The sequence below is a fragment of the Melioribacteraceae bacterium genome, from assembly GCA_030584085.1.
GTDB lineage: Bacteria > Bacteroidota > Ignavibacteria > Ignavibacteriales > Melioribacteraceae > SURF-28.
Genome location: CP129490.1, coordinates 120543 through 135187 on the forward strand (window position 1 = coordinate 120543; position 14645 = coordinate 135187).

The 14645-nt window shown below is 35.0% G+C and carries 10 protein-coding genes; 9 read left to right on the plus strand and 1 reads right to left on the minus strand.

Features of this window, described 5'->3' with window-relative positions:
- Positions 1 to 74 precede the first annotated feature (74 nt).
- On the plus strand, positions 75 to 3185 hold the full coding sequence (locus QY331_00505; GenBank protein ID WKZ69728.1) for a DEAD/DEAH box helicase family protein: 3111 nt from the start codon (positions 75 to 77) through the stop codon (positions 3183 to 3185).
- Between the two features lie 410 nt (positions 3186 to 3595).
- Here QY331_00505 and QY331_00510 read toward each other — a convergent pair whose 3' ends face one another.
- Entirely contained in the window at positions 3596 to 5737 is a 2142-nt protein-coding gene (locus QY331_00510; GenBank protein WKZ69729.1) for a methyl-accepting chemotaxis protein, read from the minus strand.
- Positions 5738 to 6027: 290 nt separating this feature from the next.
- On the opposite strand from QY331_00510, the gene QY331_00515 reads away from it, so the two are divergent.
- The 8 genes from QY331_00515 to QY331_00550 all read left to right on the plus strand — a co-directional run bounded on the left by QY331_00515 (position 6028) and on the right by QY331_00550 (position 14645).
- Positions 6028 to 6489, plus strand: coding sequence for a Rieske (2Fe-2S) protein (locus QY331_00515; protein ID WKZ69730.1), 462 nt, complete (start codon positions 6028 to 6030; stop codon positions 6487 to 6489).
- Positions 6489 to 7538 carry a cytochrome bc complex cytochrome b subunit gene (locus tag QY331_00520; protein WKZ69731.1) on the plus strand — a complete coding sequence of 350 codons (1050 nt, stop codon included), beginning with the start codon at positions 6489 to 6491 and terminating at the stop codon, positions 7536 to 7538. Before QY331_00515 ends, QY331_00520 begins: the two co-directional genes overlap by 1 nt.
- Before the next feature lie 30 nt (positions 7539 to 7568).
- Positions 7569 to 9185: a multiheme c-type cytochrome gene (locus QY331_00525; protein WKZ69732.1), complete on the plus strand. Its 1617-nt coding sequence runs from the start codon at positions 7569 to 7571 to the stop codon at positions 9183 to 9185.
- A 123-nt stretch (positions 9186 to 9308) separates the two neighbouring features.
- Complete coding sequence (locus QY331_00530; GenBank protein WKZ69733.1) at positions 9309 to 9893, plus strand: hypothetical protein; 585 nt, start codon at positions 9309 to 9311, stop codon at positions 9891 to 9893.
- A 166-nt stretch (positions 9894 to 10059) separates the two neighbouring features.
- Positions 10060 to 11265: an ATP-binding protein gene (locus QY331_00535; protein ID WKZ69734.1), complete on the plus strand. Its 1206-nt coding sequence runs from the start codon at positions 10060 to 10062 to the stop codon at positions 11263 to 11265.
- Positions 11265 to 12614: a sigma-54 dependent transcriptional regulator gene (locus tag QY331_00540; GenBank protein ID WKZ69735.1), complete on the plus strand. Its 1350-nt coding sequence runs from the start codon at positions 11265 to 11267 to the stop codon at positions 12612 to 12614. The genes QY331_00535 and QY331_00540 overlap by 1 nt, the downstream gene beginning before the upstream one ends.
- 171 nt (positions 12615 to 12785) lie before the next feature.
- Positions 12786 to 14267, plus strand: coding sequence for a hypothetical protein (locus QY331_00545; GenBank protein ID WKZ69736.1), 1482 nt, complete (start codon positions 12786 to 12788; stop codon positions 14265 to 14267).
- 18 nt (positions 14268 to 14285) lie between these two features.
- Positions 14286 to 14645, plus strand: a complete 360-nt coding sequence (locus QY331_00550; GenBank protein WKZ69737.1) for a cytochrome c3 family protein — start codon at positions 14286 to 14288, stop codon at positions 14643 to 14645.

A 14645-nucleotide genomic window follows, 5' to 3' on the forward strand; every position in this document is an offset into this window, starting at 1 on the left:
AGAAGGGGGGAAAGTCCCTCTCTTTTTAAGAGAGGGATTTAGGGTGAGTTCAAAAATCAAATACAACCAAGACTATGCAGCTAACAAAACACTTAGTTTTATTCAGATACATACTAAAGCAATTCGGTTATGATGATTTTGAAACTCTCCGGGAAGAGTTCAATAATATTCAAACCGGGTATGATTCAGCCGGCAGAAGTTCATTTGCCGGAGTGCTTGGATGGAAACCAATTAGAATACCGCAAGAAACTTTATTTCGCTACGATGAATCAATTAGAACTTATGAAGAAAGACTGAAAACAAATCGTGCCGAACCGAAACTTACATTTAAGTATTTTCAATGGTTTGCACTTCTTTTTACAGAATATTATTTCGATAGACTAACTACCGATACAAATCAACTTATTACCGATCTGAACAACTTTAAAAATACTTATGATGATTACTCTGCGATTGAAAATTACAATGAAAACGATCTAAAAAAACTTGCTTTTTGGATGGCGACAGGAAGCGGCAAGACTTTAATAATGCACTGCAATTATTGGCAGATAAGAAAGTACTTCAAAGATTGGGAAAATATAATTCTCATTACTCCGAATGAAGGAATGAGTCAGCAGCATTACGAAAGTTTTACCGCAAGCGGAATTGATTCGAAAATATATTCCGGCAGCGAAGAAAGTTTGAAGACTAAAGAAGGTGAGATATTAATTATTGAGATAACAAAGTTAGTTAAAGAAAAAGAGGGAGAAGGCGTAAGTGTTGATGTTGACTATTTTGCAGAGACCAAAAATTTAGTCTTTATAGATGAAGGGCATAAAGGGCAGCGTTCGGAAGAAAAGAAATGGAAATCTTTACGCGAACATATAACGAGAAGCAATGATTCTTATACTTTTGAATATTCCGCAACATTCGGACAAATAATTACTTCGCGCACCAATGAGTTACTCCAAGAATACGGGCGATCAATTATTTTTGATTATTCATACAGACATTTTTACGCTGACGGTTACGGGAAAGATTTTGCGGTTTTTAACATTGAAGCCGAAGAGGAATACAACGATGAACAGATCGATCTGCTGCTTACTGCCGGTTTGCTTACCTACTATGAGCAAGTAATTCTATTTGAAAAGTTTGAAAGTGAAATACGACAGTATGAAATTGAAAAACCGCTTTGGATATTTGTCGGAAGTAAGGTTATAGGAAACGGTTCATCAACACTAACTCAAACCGATAAGAAAAACATTTCCGATGTAACACGTGTAATTAAATTCTTACAAAATATTTTGTCTTCACCAAAATTGCTGCAGCAAAATGTGGATAAGATTTTATCCGGTAGTTCGGGGTTAATGAATTCCGATGGTGTAGATATATTCGAAGACAGGTTAAGATACTTGAAAGAAAATAGACCTTCTATTGATGATGTGTTATCGAAATTATTTAACGGCAGCGGACAAATTGAAGCTTATCAAATAAAAAACGCTGAAGGTGAAATAGGGTTAAAAACTAAAACGAGTGATAAATATTTTGCTGTTATTAATATCGGTGATGTTGCGAAGTATTCCAAGAAACTTGAAGAAGACACCGATGGCAAACTTGTAATACAAGAGGATAATTTTACATCGTCGCTCTTTTATAATTTATCGGAAACGGATTCAACTGTTAATTTATTAATCGGATCGAAGAAGTTTATTGAAGGTTGGAATTCCTGGCGGGTTTCTTGTATGGGACTGCTCAATATGGGAAAAGGTGAGGGCGCCCAGATAATTCAATTGTTCGGAAGAGGGGTTCGCTTAAAAGGGAAAGAACTTTCTCTAAAAAGAGAAAATGAATTATCCGGTTACCCGGTTAGAGCGTTACAGACAATTTCGATATTTGGTTTGAATGCTTCGTATATGAACAACTTCTTGACTAATATAGAAAAGGAAACACCGGAATATAAAGAGTACCCTGTTGAGATAAGGTTTAATTACGAAGGTAAATGGGCAAATAAGATTGTTACTTTTAAAAAAGATGATAACCATAACTTCAAAGAATATTTGGTTGTACTGGATTACAACGAAGAAATCGCAAAGCGTGTAACGATTGATTTAAGAAATAGAGTTATGGCTGCCGTAAGCGGTTTCAACAATCAAATTGCCGAAAATATTGAGGAATACTCAGGCAGTTTATTGAAAGAATTCTATGATTTCATCGATTTGGAAAACCTATTAACCGAGATAAAAAACTATACTCTTATTAGAGGTTATACAAATTTAGTAATTACAAAGGAAGCCGTTGTTGAAATACTGTTGAAACTTAGACCTGAATCGATTCTTTGCGGTAAAGATCAATTTACTATAAAAGATGCAATAGAAGGAAAAATACAACGTGTGGCAGAGGCGGCATTAAAAGATTATGTGCAGAAATTTTATTCTGATAAAGAAAAAGACAGCCTAACAAGAAATCTTAGTATTGATCTTATTAATTATGATTCATATCGAGATATTTTTCCTACCGACAAAAGAATGATTATCAAAGCCCCAAAAGAGCACCGAAGGATAGTAGATCAACTAATTAAAGACATGAATCAATTTTATGAAAATGACTTAAATGAAATTCCAACAATTCATTTTGATAAACATTTATACTCACCTATAGCTACATTCCGGAAAGGAGAAATTTATCAGCAAATTAAAACAATCCCGGTTAAACTTAATGCAGGTGAAACAAAATTTGTAAAACAAATAAGAGACTTTATTCGAGACAACTCCAAAAAATTAACAGGGATTGAAATATTTTTATTGAGGAACTTATCGCAGCGAGGAGTTGGTTTCTTTTTGGAAAGTTCCTCGTTTTTCCCCGATTTTATTTTATGGGTAGTGAAAGATAAAAAGCAGTATATCTATTTCTTAGATCCGAAAGGAATAAGAATGATGACGAATTTTAATCACCCGAAGGTTTTATTCTGCACAAAACAAGTGAAGGAAATCAACGAATCTCTGAAAGAAAAAATAGCAAAAGAGAAGAAAGGACTTGAAATAGAGCTCTCCGCATTTATTTTATCGGTTACCAAATACAATGATATTAAAGAGAACTGGGGTTCTGAGAGAACATCAAAAGAAGACTTCACGCGGAACAATATTTTATTTGTTGATGATAATAAAGCATACTTGCAGCAATTGTTTGATGAGTTTGTAGAAAATTAATTGCTACTAGCAGAGACTGTGAAATAAGAAGTAGAGATTAAATGCGGGTAGAAATAATTACTATTCGCAATTATGTTTAGGATGTCGAAATAAACTCAACCCCCTAGCCCCCTTCCCCGCCTGTCGTCGGGCAAGTCTTGGAAAGAGAAGGGGGAATAAAAGGAGGATGAGTTGGTTTAAAAAACATAAAATAGTTATATGAGTTTAACTTACAAAGAGAAATAAGTGAATTAGCAAAACAAGTATGTCGTGAATTAAGAAAGAATTCTACTGAAGCAGAAAATATATAATGGGAGAGACTTAGGGACAGAAAAATGGGTGGTTATTGCAAATAGTATAATGAATTATAAATGAAAAAAGTATGTTTCTTTTACAGCAATTTAATACTGAAGAGAAACATACTTAATTTTTTAAACTACTTGTTCAGATTTAATAGCGACAAAATTCTTTTCACTTTTGTTCAAACCATGAGTTTCGTTTTCATCGATCTTAAAATTATCTATTAGTTCGTTAAGGTTGTTTGACATATTGTTCAATGATGCGACAAAGTTTGTAATCTTTTCAAATTGACTATTCATCTCTTCTGTTGCCGAGGCTACTTCCAAAACGCTTGTGTTATTATCCTTACTCACATAAGCAATACTCTGGAGATTCTTTTCAATAGAATCTGAGTTTTGAACTAATTGAACTGTGGAAGCGGAATATTCTTCAACTACGGCAGAAACATTCTCGGTATTTTCAACTAGCTCTATAGAAGATTTAGAAAGAATCTGGCAATCATCCTGAATCAATTTCATCTTTATACTTAAGTTTTGCATAACATCGTTAATTGAGAAGAATGCTTTTCCGGCATCTTCAGCTAAGATAACTCCTTTCTCCACTTCTTTATGTCCTTGGTTCATCGCGGTAAATGCTTCGTCAATAGTTTTTTGAATATCTTTTATTAACTCTCCGATTTCCTTAGTTGCTTTAGAAGACTTCTCCGCTAATTTGAAAACTTCATCGGCGACCACGGCAAAGCCTCTTCCATGCTCACCGGCGCGGGCAGCTTCAATTGCAGCATTTAAGGCAAGCAGATTTGTTTGAGAAGCTATCTCTTCTATAGTTTCGATTATTAATCCAATTTGTTCGGAGTGTTCGCTCATCTTTTTAACTTTCTCAGTAGAATAATCTACTTTCTCTTTTATGTTATTCATACCGGTAATTGTTTCTTTTATAGTTGTAACACCGTTAAGAGAAACGGTTTTACCTTCATCGGATTTTTCATAACCTTCTTGTACATTTTTATTTACTACCCGAACGATACTTTCCATTTCACCGACAAGCTTGTTTGATGTATTGATTGAATTGGCTTGATCTTTAGCTCCCTCGGCTATTCCGTTTATGCCGGAGGACATTTGATCGACCGAATTATTAACAAGCAAAATATCTTCGTTCTGTTTGCCGATTCCTATTGTTAATCTGTTTACGGCTTCAGCTATATGATCGGAAGCTATTTTTGTTTGCTCGGAAATGATCTTCAGTTGACCCGATCCAGTGTTGACTTCGTGAACGTTTATTCTTGTTTTCTCAACTAACTTTCTAAGATTGCTCATAGTCTTTTTGAATGAATCACTTGATTCCTGTAATTGGGAAACCATCATATTGTATGCGTTTTCTATCTTGCTTTCATTACCCTTTAAGTTGAGTTTGGAAGGTTCTGCAGTTACTTCAAAATTCACGGTCAAGTCTCCGTCAGATAATCTTTGAAGCGCGTTTTTTAAATCCTTAAGATCATGTTCGGCAACAGAGCTGATACCTTTTAGTAAAAGATTATCAAGAGCGAATGTAGTTTTATGCAATCTGAACTGATAAACCACAATTCCGATAAAACCAAACAAGAAGATTCCTATATGCAGTAATACAATAGAATATTTTTGACTGTTAGCGGCTGCAAAGAAACTTGAAGCCGGAAGCGTGACGGATATTCCTCCTCTTATTTCTCCAACTTTGTATCCTTGTTTTTCATGACATGTCATACAGCCTTGTTTAACTAGTAGAGGCTTCATGTATCTGAATACGGATTCGTTTTTATTTTCAATCAGCTCAAAACTTTCTTCATTCCCTTCTTCAAAAGATTGTAAAGCTCTAGACTCCCATTCATCAGGTTTGTTTGCCGGTCTAATGGGATTAAGACTTGTGATATGAAAACCAGTTGCCCCTTCATCTTGGGCAACATTTGAGATTATTCTTGTCATAAACGCTGGATTGATTTTAGTCAACAGCTTTCCGTCGGATGTAACAATATCTCTTGCAGGGTCTTCCAAATATTCGTTTGGCTTTATTTTGTCGTTAACATAAACATAAACACCACCGTGTTGTGAGTTCCACGTTCTTGTTATTTCTATATGTTCAAACATTACTCTAGCTTGATCTTCAACCAGATCAGAAAAATGATCTTCAGTTTGCTTGAGATTCATATATAAGGAAGTTCCAATTAACACTAGCCATACAACTACTGGAACTAATGATGATCTTAAAATCGAAAAATAAATTGAGTTGTTAAATTTCATTTTGTCTCCAATTAACTATGTTACACATTATTGCGCATATAACGCACCAATTTCTAACCACATCATCGAACAAGTATTAGTAGTGTTTATATGAAAATGTGTATTTCATGAAAATAGACGTAAACCCGTAAACTGACGATTTTTAATCATGCCACAAATTCATTTTTTCTCCTAATCGGTGCAAATACTTTATTTAACCAACGTTTTCGATTAAAAACTCACATGGCATAAATATTGGGATATTCACATCTCTTAGTAATGGTTATTCAAAATATCCGGAGGATTTTAAGTTGGATAATGACGATAAGAAAAAATCCAGAAGAGATTTTCTAACTAAATCTCTTTTTGGCGGTGGCTTAGTTGCAAGTTTTGGCGTTTTACTGGTTAATGGATTTAGATTTGTTTTCCCTGAGCAGAAAGACAAAAAGCTCCGCAAACTTTTGGTAGGAAAACTTGATGAATTAAAAATTGGCGAAGCAAAAGAAGTTAGTTATGGTACTCAAGATTTATTTCTTGTAAGAACCAACGATGGCTTCAAAGTATTTTCCGCGATATGTACACACCTCGGCTGTAAAATTAAATGGGAAGGACATCGTGATAGATTTTATTGCGCATGTCATCAAGGCGTATTCAGTCCTGCCGGCGAAGTGGTAAGCGGACCCCCACCCAGAGCATTAGATGAATTTAAAGTAGAAGTAGATGGTAATCTAGTTTATATGTGGATGGAAGAAACTAGTAGAGGATTATCATGATGAAAAATTTCAAAAGCTGGCTTTTAGAACGAATACCGATTGATACCGAAAAGACTTCTGAAGTAGTTAAAGAAATTTTTAGTGAACCGATTCCAAGCCACATGAAATATTGGTACTATGCACTTGGCGCCACTCCTTTGATTCTTTTTTTTATACAAGTAGTAACCGGAATTCTTCTAACGTTTTATTATATACCGTCTCCTGAGATGGCTTATGAAAGTGTTCGATACATTACGGAAGAAGTTAGAATGGGATTTTATGTTAGAGGATTGCATAGATGGGGTTCTAACTTAATGGTAATAGCCATTTTTCTTCATATGGTTAGAGTCTTTTTCACACGCGGTTATCGTAATCCAAGGGAGATTAATTGGGTAATCGGTGTGTTAATTTTTTTAGCAACCCTTACACTTTGCTTTACCGGTTACTCGCTTGTATATAATCAGCTTTCTTATTGGGCCGCTACAGTCGGCACTAATATGATTAAAGAAATTCCGTTTATCGGCGTGCCTATTCTTGAGTTAATACGAGGCGGGTCTGATGTAACTGCTAATACACTAACTCGTTTCTTTAATCTTCACATTGTATTTGCCCCGATAATTCTATTCATATTACTTATGGTGCATATTGTTATGGTCCGTCTTCATGGCGTATCCAAACTTGAAGGAAGAGAAGAAGAGGAAAAAACTTATCCATTCTATCCAGAACATTTTTATCATACACTGATAGTGGGTTTATTTATTTTGGTAGTAATAAGTTCACTTGCCGTAATACTGCCTCCCGGGTTAGGTGAACCTGCAAACCCCGCAGTAACTCCAAACCATATTAAACCCGAATGGTATTTCTACGGTGTTTATTCTTTACTAAAATTTTTACCTGTCAAATTTGGCATTTATCTAATAGCAGTGTTCATAATTGTCGGGACATTCTGGCCATTTATAGATGAGTTCCTACGAAAGAAACTGCCAAATGTAAAAGTGCATTACTTCTTCGGAAGTTTATTTGCTGTACTGTTTATATTCTTCACACTATATGAAATGTTAGTTTATTAATTATAAAAGTAATTAACGGAGAGTTCTTCCATGGCTGAAAAAGATTCATTGCAAACACAGAAAATGATAGTGGGGATTTTTAGTATTCTCCTTGTAGTAATTCTTATTATAGTCGCCGGTGTTGAAATGAAACATTCGGTAAGTGCTGAGCCGATTATTGAAATAAGTGGTGTTAACAAAAGATGTGTTGATTGTCATACCAGCAAAGGTGTTGCGGTTAAAGCTATTGAACATTGGAAACAAAGTGTTCATGCCGAACAGAATATAAGCTGTATTGATTGTCACACTGCACAAGAAGGCGAGTTTGATGCATTTTATTGTCCCGAAAGTGATCTTCTTGTGGCAAAACATCCAACACCAAAAGATTGTGCCGAATGTCACGAAACAGAAGTTGCTGAGTTCACAAATAGTAAACATGCTCATCAATTTTGGTTAATAAGCAACGGTGATAGAGCTGTATTTGAATTCCCAATGGCAACAAAACATGGTTGTGAACAATGCCATAATATAGGTAATATGTGGCCGGACGGCAGTGTTGGCGAATGCGATGCTTGTCATGCAAAACATACATTTAGTAAAGCAGTTGCCCGCCAGCCTGAAACATGTGGCGAATGTCATGTTGGCCCGGATCACCCGCACATAGAAATTTATCTTGAATCTAAACACGGTAATATTTTTAGAGCTACCGAGAAAAATATGGATCTTTCATTTACATCGAATGATCATGATGAGATTCCAATCGATGTTCCGGTATGTACTACATGTCATATGGATTCGGATGGAAATCAACCAATGACTCACAACGTTAGTGCTCGTTTAGCTTGGGAATCTCAAGCTCCATGGAGTTACAGAACAGTTTGGGATGATGAAAATCTTGGTGATTGGCAAATGAAACGAGGTAGAATGGAATCAGTATGTAAGAAATGTCACTCATCGGATTTTGTCGAAGTCTATTTGCTTACTGCAGATTTAGTAAATCTACAATACAATGAAATGAGAAGAGAATTTGTTAGATGGAATAAAAAACTTACTGCTAATGGAATAGTTGATAGACTTGAATTGAACGATAAGTTTTATTCAGATCCCGTTCTTAATGGCTGGGACGAAGTTCCAGAAGACATGCTTTATAAAGCTTGGCATCATGAAGGCAGAAGATTTAGACATGGTGCAGAAATGATGGGGGCGGATTATACTCAATGGCATGGCGTATGGGAAATGCAAGAAGCTATGGTTGAAATGTTAACTTGGGCAGCAGAAAAAGGTGATCCGGAAGCAAAAAGATGGGTTGAATCAAATCATCCAGAAAAGTTCATTCCGTTTGCACTTTATGATATTCCCGGTAATGCCTGGGGTATAAATTCACATTCAAATACTACACCAGTTGTATATAATAATAATCCTGACTATTGGGAACGTATCTATCAAAATGTTGAGACAGCTTATCAAGCCGGATTACTATCCGATAAACAGTGGCAGCTTTGGGTAAAACGATATAATGATAAAGAGCATTATCAAGGTACAAAGTATAAAGAAGCAAATGATAGTTTGTATCAGTTTTATCTTGATAGAAACAAAAAAGATACTGAAGCATTCACAAAGCAAGCAGTTGAGTTAAAATTAAAGGGAGAACCGTTCTGGAAATACTAGGCTAGAACACGTCTTCCTGTTTGTGGGATAAGCAAGGCTCTCCAGTTCCTGCCGGGGAGCCTTATATTTTGAATGGCAAAATAAAAAATAAAATTCGTTTATTAACAAATTGAGTTTACTGCCATGAACAGAAATCAACAAATTATCTTTGTAATAATCTTTGCAATACTTTGGGGTGTAAGTGAAATTTTTATCGGCGACTTCATTTCAGTTTACTCGTTACCGGTAAGAGGAATAGTGTTAACATCCTTTTCTGTATTTTTTATTGTGTTAACAAGAGGAGAAGCTAATTTCTTCGGATCATTACTTTTTCTTGTATTCATAGCCGCTATCCTAAAAGCTGCTTATTTCGGAACGATACTTCATTCGGCATTAATTGCAGTTGTCGTGCAAGGTATATTGGCTGAAATTATTTTCTCATCTATAAAAGACTTTAAAAAAGCTTCCATTACAACGGGCATTGTTTTATTGCTTTATACTTTTCTACATGGTATAGTAGCTCATGGATTTGTCTGGGGCACACATATCTTTATCACATATAAGAATATGCTGCGAGGAGTATTTTTGCTCGATCCAATTTCTCAACTACCACTAGAATTTATTCTGATAGTTTTTGGAATACTTAATCTTTTGATCGGACTTCTTGTTGGCTATTTCAGCTTTTACATTTCGGGAAAGTTGAAAAAATTGCTGAATTTGTACTTTTAAGAAAACTTTTAGAATAGGGATTAGATTAAGATTATTTAAATCTGAAGACCATCTTACAAATCAGAATTTATTATCTCATTATAGACTTTTGTATATTGCACTTGGAATAAATTTTGCATTAATTGTAATTTATAATAAGACCTTGCAGTATAAATAAGGAGTTTGTATGCCCGATTCAAAATTTCTTGATAAAAGAAACCTTGTCGATATACTTGATAGTTTAGAAGTTGGTGTTGTATATGTTGATCATGAAAACAGATTTGCTTTTGTAAACAATGCGGGCGAAGAAATACGAGGAATATGTAGTGAGGAAAGACTTGGGACTTCAATTTTGCAATGTCATACTGAAAGAATACATGGGAAAGTTCTAGATGATCTAAAAGCGTTTCACTCAGGTGAATACGCCACAAGACATAAGATGATAAAATCTAAGGGAAGATACTTTGATAATAATTACAGTGTTGTGAAAGATGATGAAGGAAATTTTAAGGGAGTTGTTTTAGTAAGCCAGGATGTAACAGAAAAAGTAGAACTAGAAAAACAACTTAAGAAAGCAAATGAAGAATTAGAGAAAAAAATTAAAGAGCGTACAATTGAAATCAAGATGGCATACGAAAAATTGAAGATGGCACAACGTCAATTAATGCAATCAGAAAAGATGGCGGCAATCGGACAATTTGTTTCCGGCGTTGCGCATGAAATTAATAATCCGCTTGATGGAATTCAGAATTGTATCAGAATGGTATTGGGTGATTTGGATAATAAAGATCAGGCAGAAGAATATCTTCCGCTTGCAATGGAGGGACTTTTTAAAATAGAAGTTCTAGTAAGAAGACTTCTCGATTATGCAAAACCACATTCTGATGAAAAAGTAAAAGTAAATATTCACGATGTAATAGACGATGCAATTGAGTTGACAAAATTTAAGCTGAAGAAAAAAGGTGTGGCGATTCAAAAAAGATATAATCACAAACCACTCTTTATTTATGGTGAAACTCATTATCTGAGTCAAGTATTTGTGAACTTAATTCTTAATTCTTTTGATGCTATTGAGCATGATGGTTCCATAACTATAGAAACCTATTTAGAAAATAATAAAGACGTAAAAATTGTTGTAAAAGATACCGGAGTTGGGGTTTCCGAAGAAGACCAAGCAAAAGTTTTTAATCCCTTCTTTACAACTAAACAAAAAAATAACGGAACAGGTTTGGGTCTTTATCTTGCCTATAACGTAATTAGTGAACATGCCGGTAAAATTGAGTTTAACAGTAAACTTGATGAAGGTTCGGAAATAACAATAATGCTGCCATTTTTTAATGAAGAAAATGTGATCGTAAAACAAGAAGCAGAAAGTCTTGAAATGGAGAAGTGATGAACATTGTAGTTGTTGATGATGAAAAAACAAAACGAATAACGATGACCGATGCTCTGCGTAAAGCCGGGTATGATGTAGAATCCTTTGCATCATCAATCTTAGCGTTAAGTTATATTGAAAAAAATAACGTTGATGTAGTCGTGACTGATATACGAATGCCTGAAATGGATGGCTTTGAAGTATTGGATAAAGTAAAATCAATTAATAGAAATATAGCCGTGATTATGATAACCGCATTCGGAACAATTGAATCGGCTGTAGATGCAATGAAAAAAGGTGCTTACGATTACATAACAAAACCTTTCTCTTCAGAACAATTACTTCTGCTCATCCAGAAATATGAAAAAGTAAAATCCTTACTCGATGAAAACATATCTTTAAGAAAACGGTTAGAAGAAAGATATTCTTTTCACAACCTCGTTGGCAAATCAAAACCCATGATTGAATTGTTCGATCAAATTGAGATGATAAGTGCAAGCGAGATGTCGGTTTTAATAGAAGGTGAAAGCGGAACCGGAAAAGAAATTGTAGCAAATGCAATTCATTATAACAGCCCAAGAAAAGAGAAACCATTTGTAAAATTAAGCTGTGCCGCATTAAATGATTCGCTTCTGGAAAGTGAATTGTTTGGTCATGTTAAAGGTGCTTTTACCGGTGCGTACAAAGAAAAGCAAGGACGTTTTGAATTAGCAAACGGCGGTTCACTTTTTCTTGATGACGTTGATGATATTCCTATGAGTTCTCAAGTAAAACTATTGCGTGTTTTACAAGAAAAAGAATTTGAAAAAGTCGGCAGTTCAAAACCAATTAAAGTAGATGTTAGAGTAATATGTGCCACCAAAGTTGATCTTTGGGAACAAGTAAAAAAGAATCAATTTAGAGAAGACTTGTATTACCGTCTTAGAGTAATACCGATGAGAATTCCATCATTAAGAGAAAGAAAAGAAGACATTCCTTTGTTGGTTGATCACTTTGTTAAAAAATCAGGTAGAAGTGATCTTAGATTTACACCTGAAGCAATTGAATTGATTTCTTGTTTCGATTGGCCCGGAAATATTCGCCAGCTTGAAAATGCAATTTATAGATTAACCGCTCTTACAAAAGAAAAGGTAATAACCAAATCAATAATTCCGGAAGATCTGATTTGCGGACAAAAAAGATCTAATGGGATGTCCTTTAATTTCAACGACTCCGTTGATCTAACCCAAATAGTTGATAATATCGAAATTGAAGCTATAAATTGGGCACTTGAAAAGGCTGAACGCAATCAGACGAAAGCTGCCGAATTTTTGAGACTCAAACGCACAACTCTTCGTGACAAAATGAAAAAATACGATATAATTTAGCTCTGACGAACTTTTGTCTGTTGACGTTTTTTCGCCCTCTATAAAAGGCTAAAGGTATCGTAAAATCGATAGAATTAACTAAAAACTAGATATTTGACTCGAATTTAGATGGCATTATAATTGTCTCTTTTGCTCACTTAATTAACCACATTATAAATAAGGAGAGTATAGATGAAAAGAGTACTTACACTAACTTTAGTTCTTTTCGCATTAACGATACTTAATTTATCAGCACAGGATGAAAAGAAAGTAGAATTCAAACTTAATGGCGTTTACACAGCATGGGGCCAATTTCAAAATGATTTTAGATTAGGCGCTGTTCCTTACGAAGATCACTACATTGTACAAATGCTACGATTAAACTTAGCCGCAAACTATGGTCCCGATATTAAAGCTGTTACAAGATTAGATTTAGGACAAGGATGGTGGGGAGTTGATAATGAACCACCAACTTATCGTGGTGCAAGTGGTCTTTTTGATGGTAAAGACACTCACTACATGCTTCATGTTGATCAAGCTTACTTATGGTTTAATTTAGATCCACTTAGCACTGCATTCTCAGTTGGTCGTTTTAACTGGTCGGCAGGTAACAAATTAGTACTTGATAACAATTATGACGGTATCACCGGTGATATTTCGATAGGCGAAAGCAAATTGAAACTTGGCTGGGCAAAAATTTATGAAGGCGTAAACGGAATTTCGGATGTAAAACCTGATGGTGCATTACCTTATGGTAACAACGATCCGAGAGATGCGAATTTATTTTTAGCATCTTACACAACAAAATTCAGCACTACAAATCTTGAAATATTTGGTATGTATTATAATGATGCCGGTACTGCAGATTCAACAACATATACAATCGACGGCTTAAATTATAACAGACCAAGATTTACTCCTCAAGTTACCTCATTGGGAATTATTGGTGTTTCCGGTTCTTCAAAACTAGATAAACTCAGCTTAGTGTATGAAGCTAACTACTTATTCGGTAAAGATGATATTGCTAACACAACACACAAAGGATTCCTAAATACTTCAAATGGCAGTGGTGTTGATCCGCTTAAATATGACATCAACAATGGTGATTTAGCAGGTTATAACTTCTATCTAAAAATGAATTACGCCGTATCCGATGCGGTAACAATTGGGTTGGTTGGCGGAATGGGTTCCGGTGATGATGATCCTACATCCGGAAAAGGAAACGTAAATAAACTTAGAACAGCCGGTTTCTTCAACCTAACCGAAGTATGGGAAGATTCAATTATGCCTGATGAAGAAGGAATTACTCCTCAAGGTTTAGGTGCTCCAAACATTAGAGCATATAGAGAATTAGAAAACACAACAGCAATACAAGTAAATGCATTGTTCAAAATTACTGCTAAATGGAATTTCTACACTTCATTTACATATCTAAAAGCTACTCAACCAATTTATGCATGGACTGCTGCCGGACCTGATTTAACAAAGAGTGCTGACGACATAGGTATGGAAATCGATTTCAAAACAGATTATAAATTATTAGACAAACTTACATTGTCCTTTATGGGCGGTTATTTTATTCCCGGAACAGGTGCACAATACTTAATTAACGGTAACGATAAATTTGATAAAGCTGCATACGAATTGAAAACAACAATAACATTTGTATTCTAATAAAAAAGGAATGTAAAGATGAAAAAAGTCTATTTAGTAGTTCTCTTCATACTTGCTTTGGGGATTGTTTCCCTTGGCTTTATGGACAATCAACAATCGGAAAAACATGCTGATGTTGATTGGACTGTCGGATGCCAAGAATGTCACGCAGAAACAACACCTGATATTTTTGAAGATTGGCAAGCAAGTAGACATGGCACAGTAAATTTTGGATGTTACATTTGTCATGGTGACGGAGAAGAAACATTTTATCCAAAAGGTACAGATGCACAATGTGGCGGTTGTCATGCCGGGCAACTTGATTCCTTTGACAATTCTAAATTCACAAGTTGTTTTGATTGTCATAATGGTCACACTTTAAAATTTCACAACGATTAA

Bases quoted from the DNA above. Each gene is read 5' to 3' on its own strand.
- QY331_00530 (WKZ69733.1), top strand. From the start codon at position 9,309: ATGAACAGAAATCAACAAATTATCTTTGTAATAATCTTTGCAATACTT.
- QY331_00525 (WKZ69732.1), top strand. From the start codon at position 7,569: ATGGCTGAAAAAGATTCATTGCAAACACAGAAAATGATAGTGGGGATT.
- QY331_00535 (WKZ69734.1), top strand. From the start codon at position 10,060: ATGCCCGATTCAAAATTTCTTGATAAAAGAAACCTTGTCGATATACTT.
- QY331_00520 (WKZ69731.1), top strand. From the start codon at position 6,489: ATGAAAAATTTCAAAAGCTGGCTTTTAGAACGAATACCGATTGATACC.
- QY331_00510 (WKZ69729.1), bottom strand. From the start codon at position 5,737: ATGAAATTTAACAACTCAATTTATTTTTCGATTTTAAGATCATCATTA.
- QY331_00550 (WKZ69737.1), top strand. From the start codon at position 14,286: ATGAAAAAAGTCTATTTAGTAGTTCTCTTCATACTTGCTTTGGGGATT.
- QY331_00540 (WKZ69735.1), top strand. From the start codon at position 11,265: ATGAACATTGTAGTTGTTGATGATGAAAAAACAAAACGAATAACGATG.
- QY331_00505 (WKZ69728.1), top strand. From the start codon at position 75: ATGCAGCTAACAAAACACTTAGTTTTATTCAGATACATACTAAAGCAA.
- QY331_00545 (WKZ69736.1), top strand. From the start codon at position 12,786: ATGAAAAGAGTACTTACACTAACTTTAGTTCTTTTCGCATTAACGATA.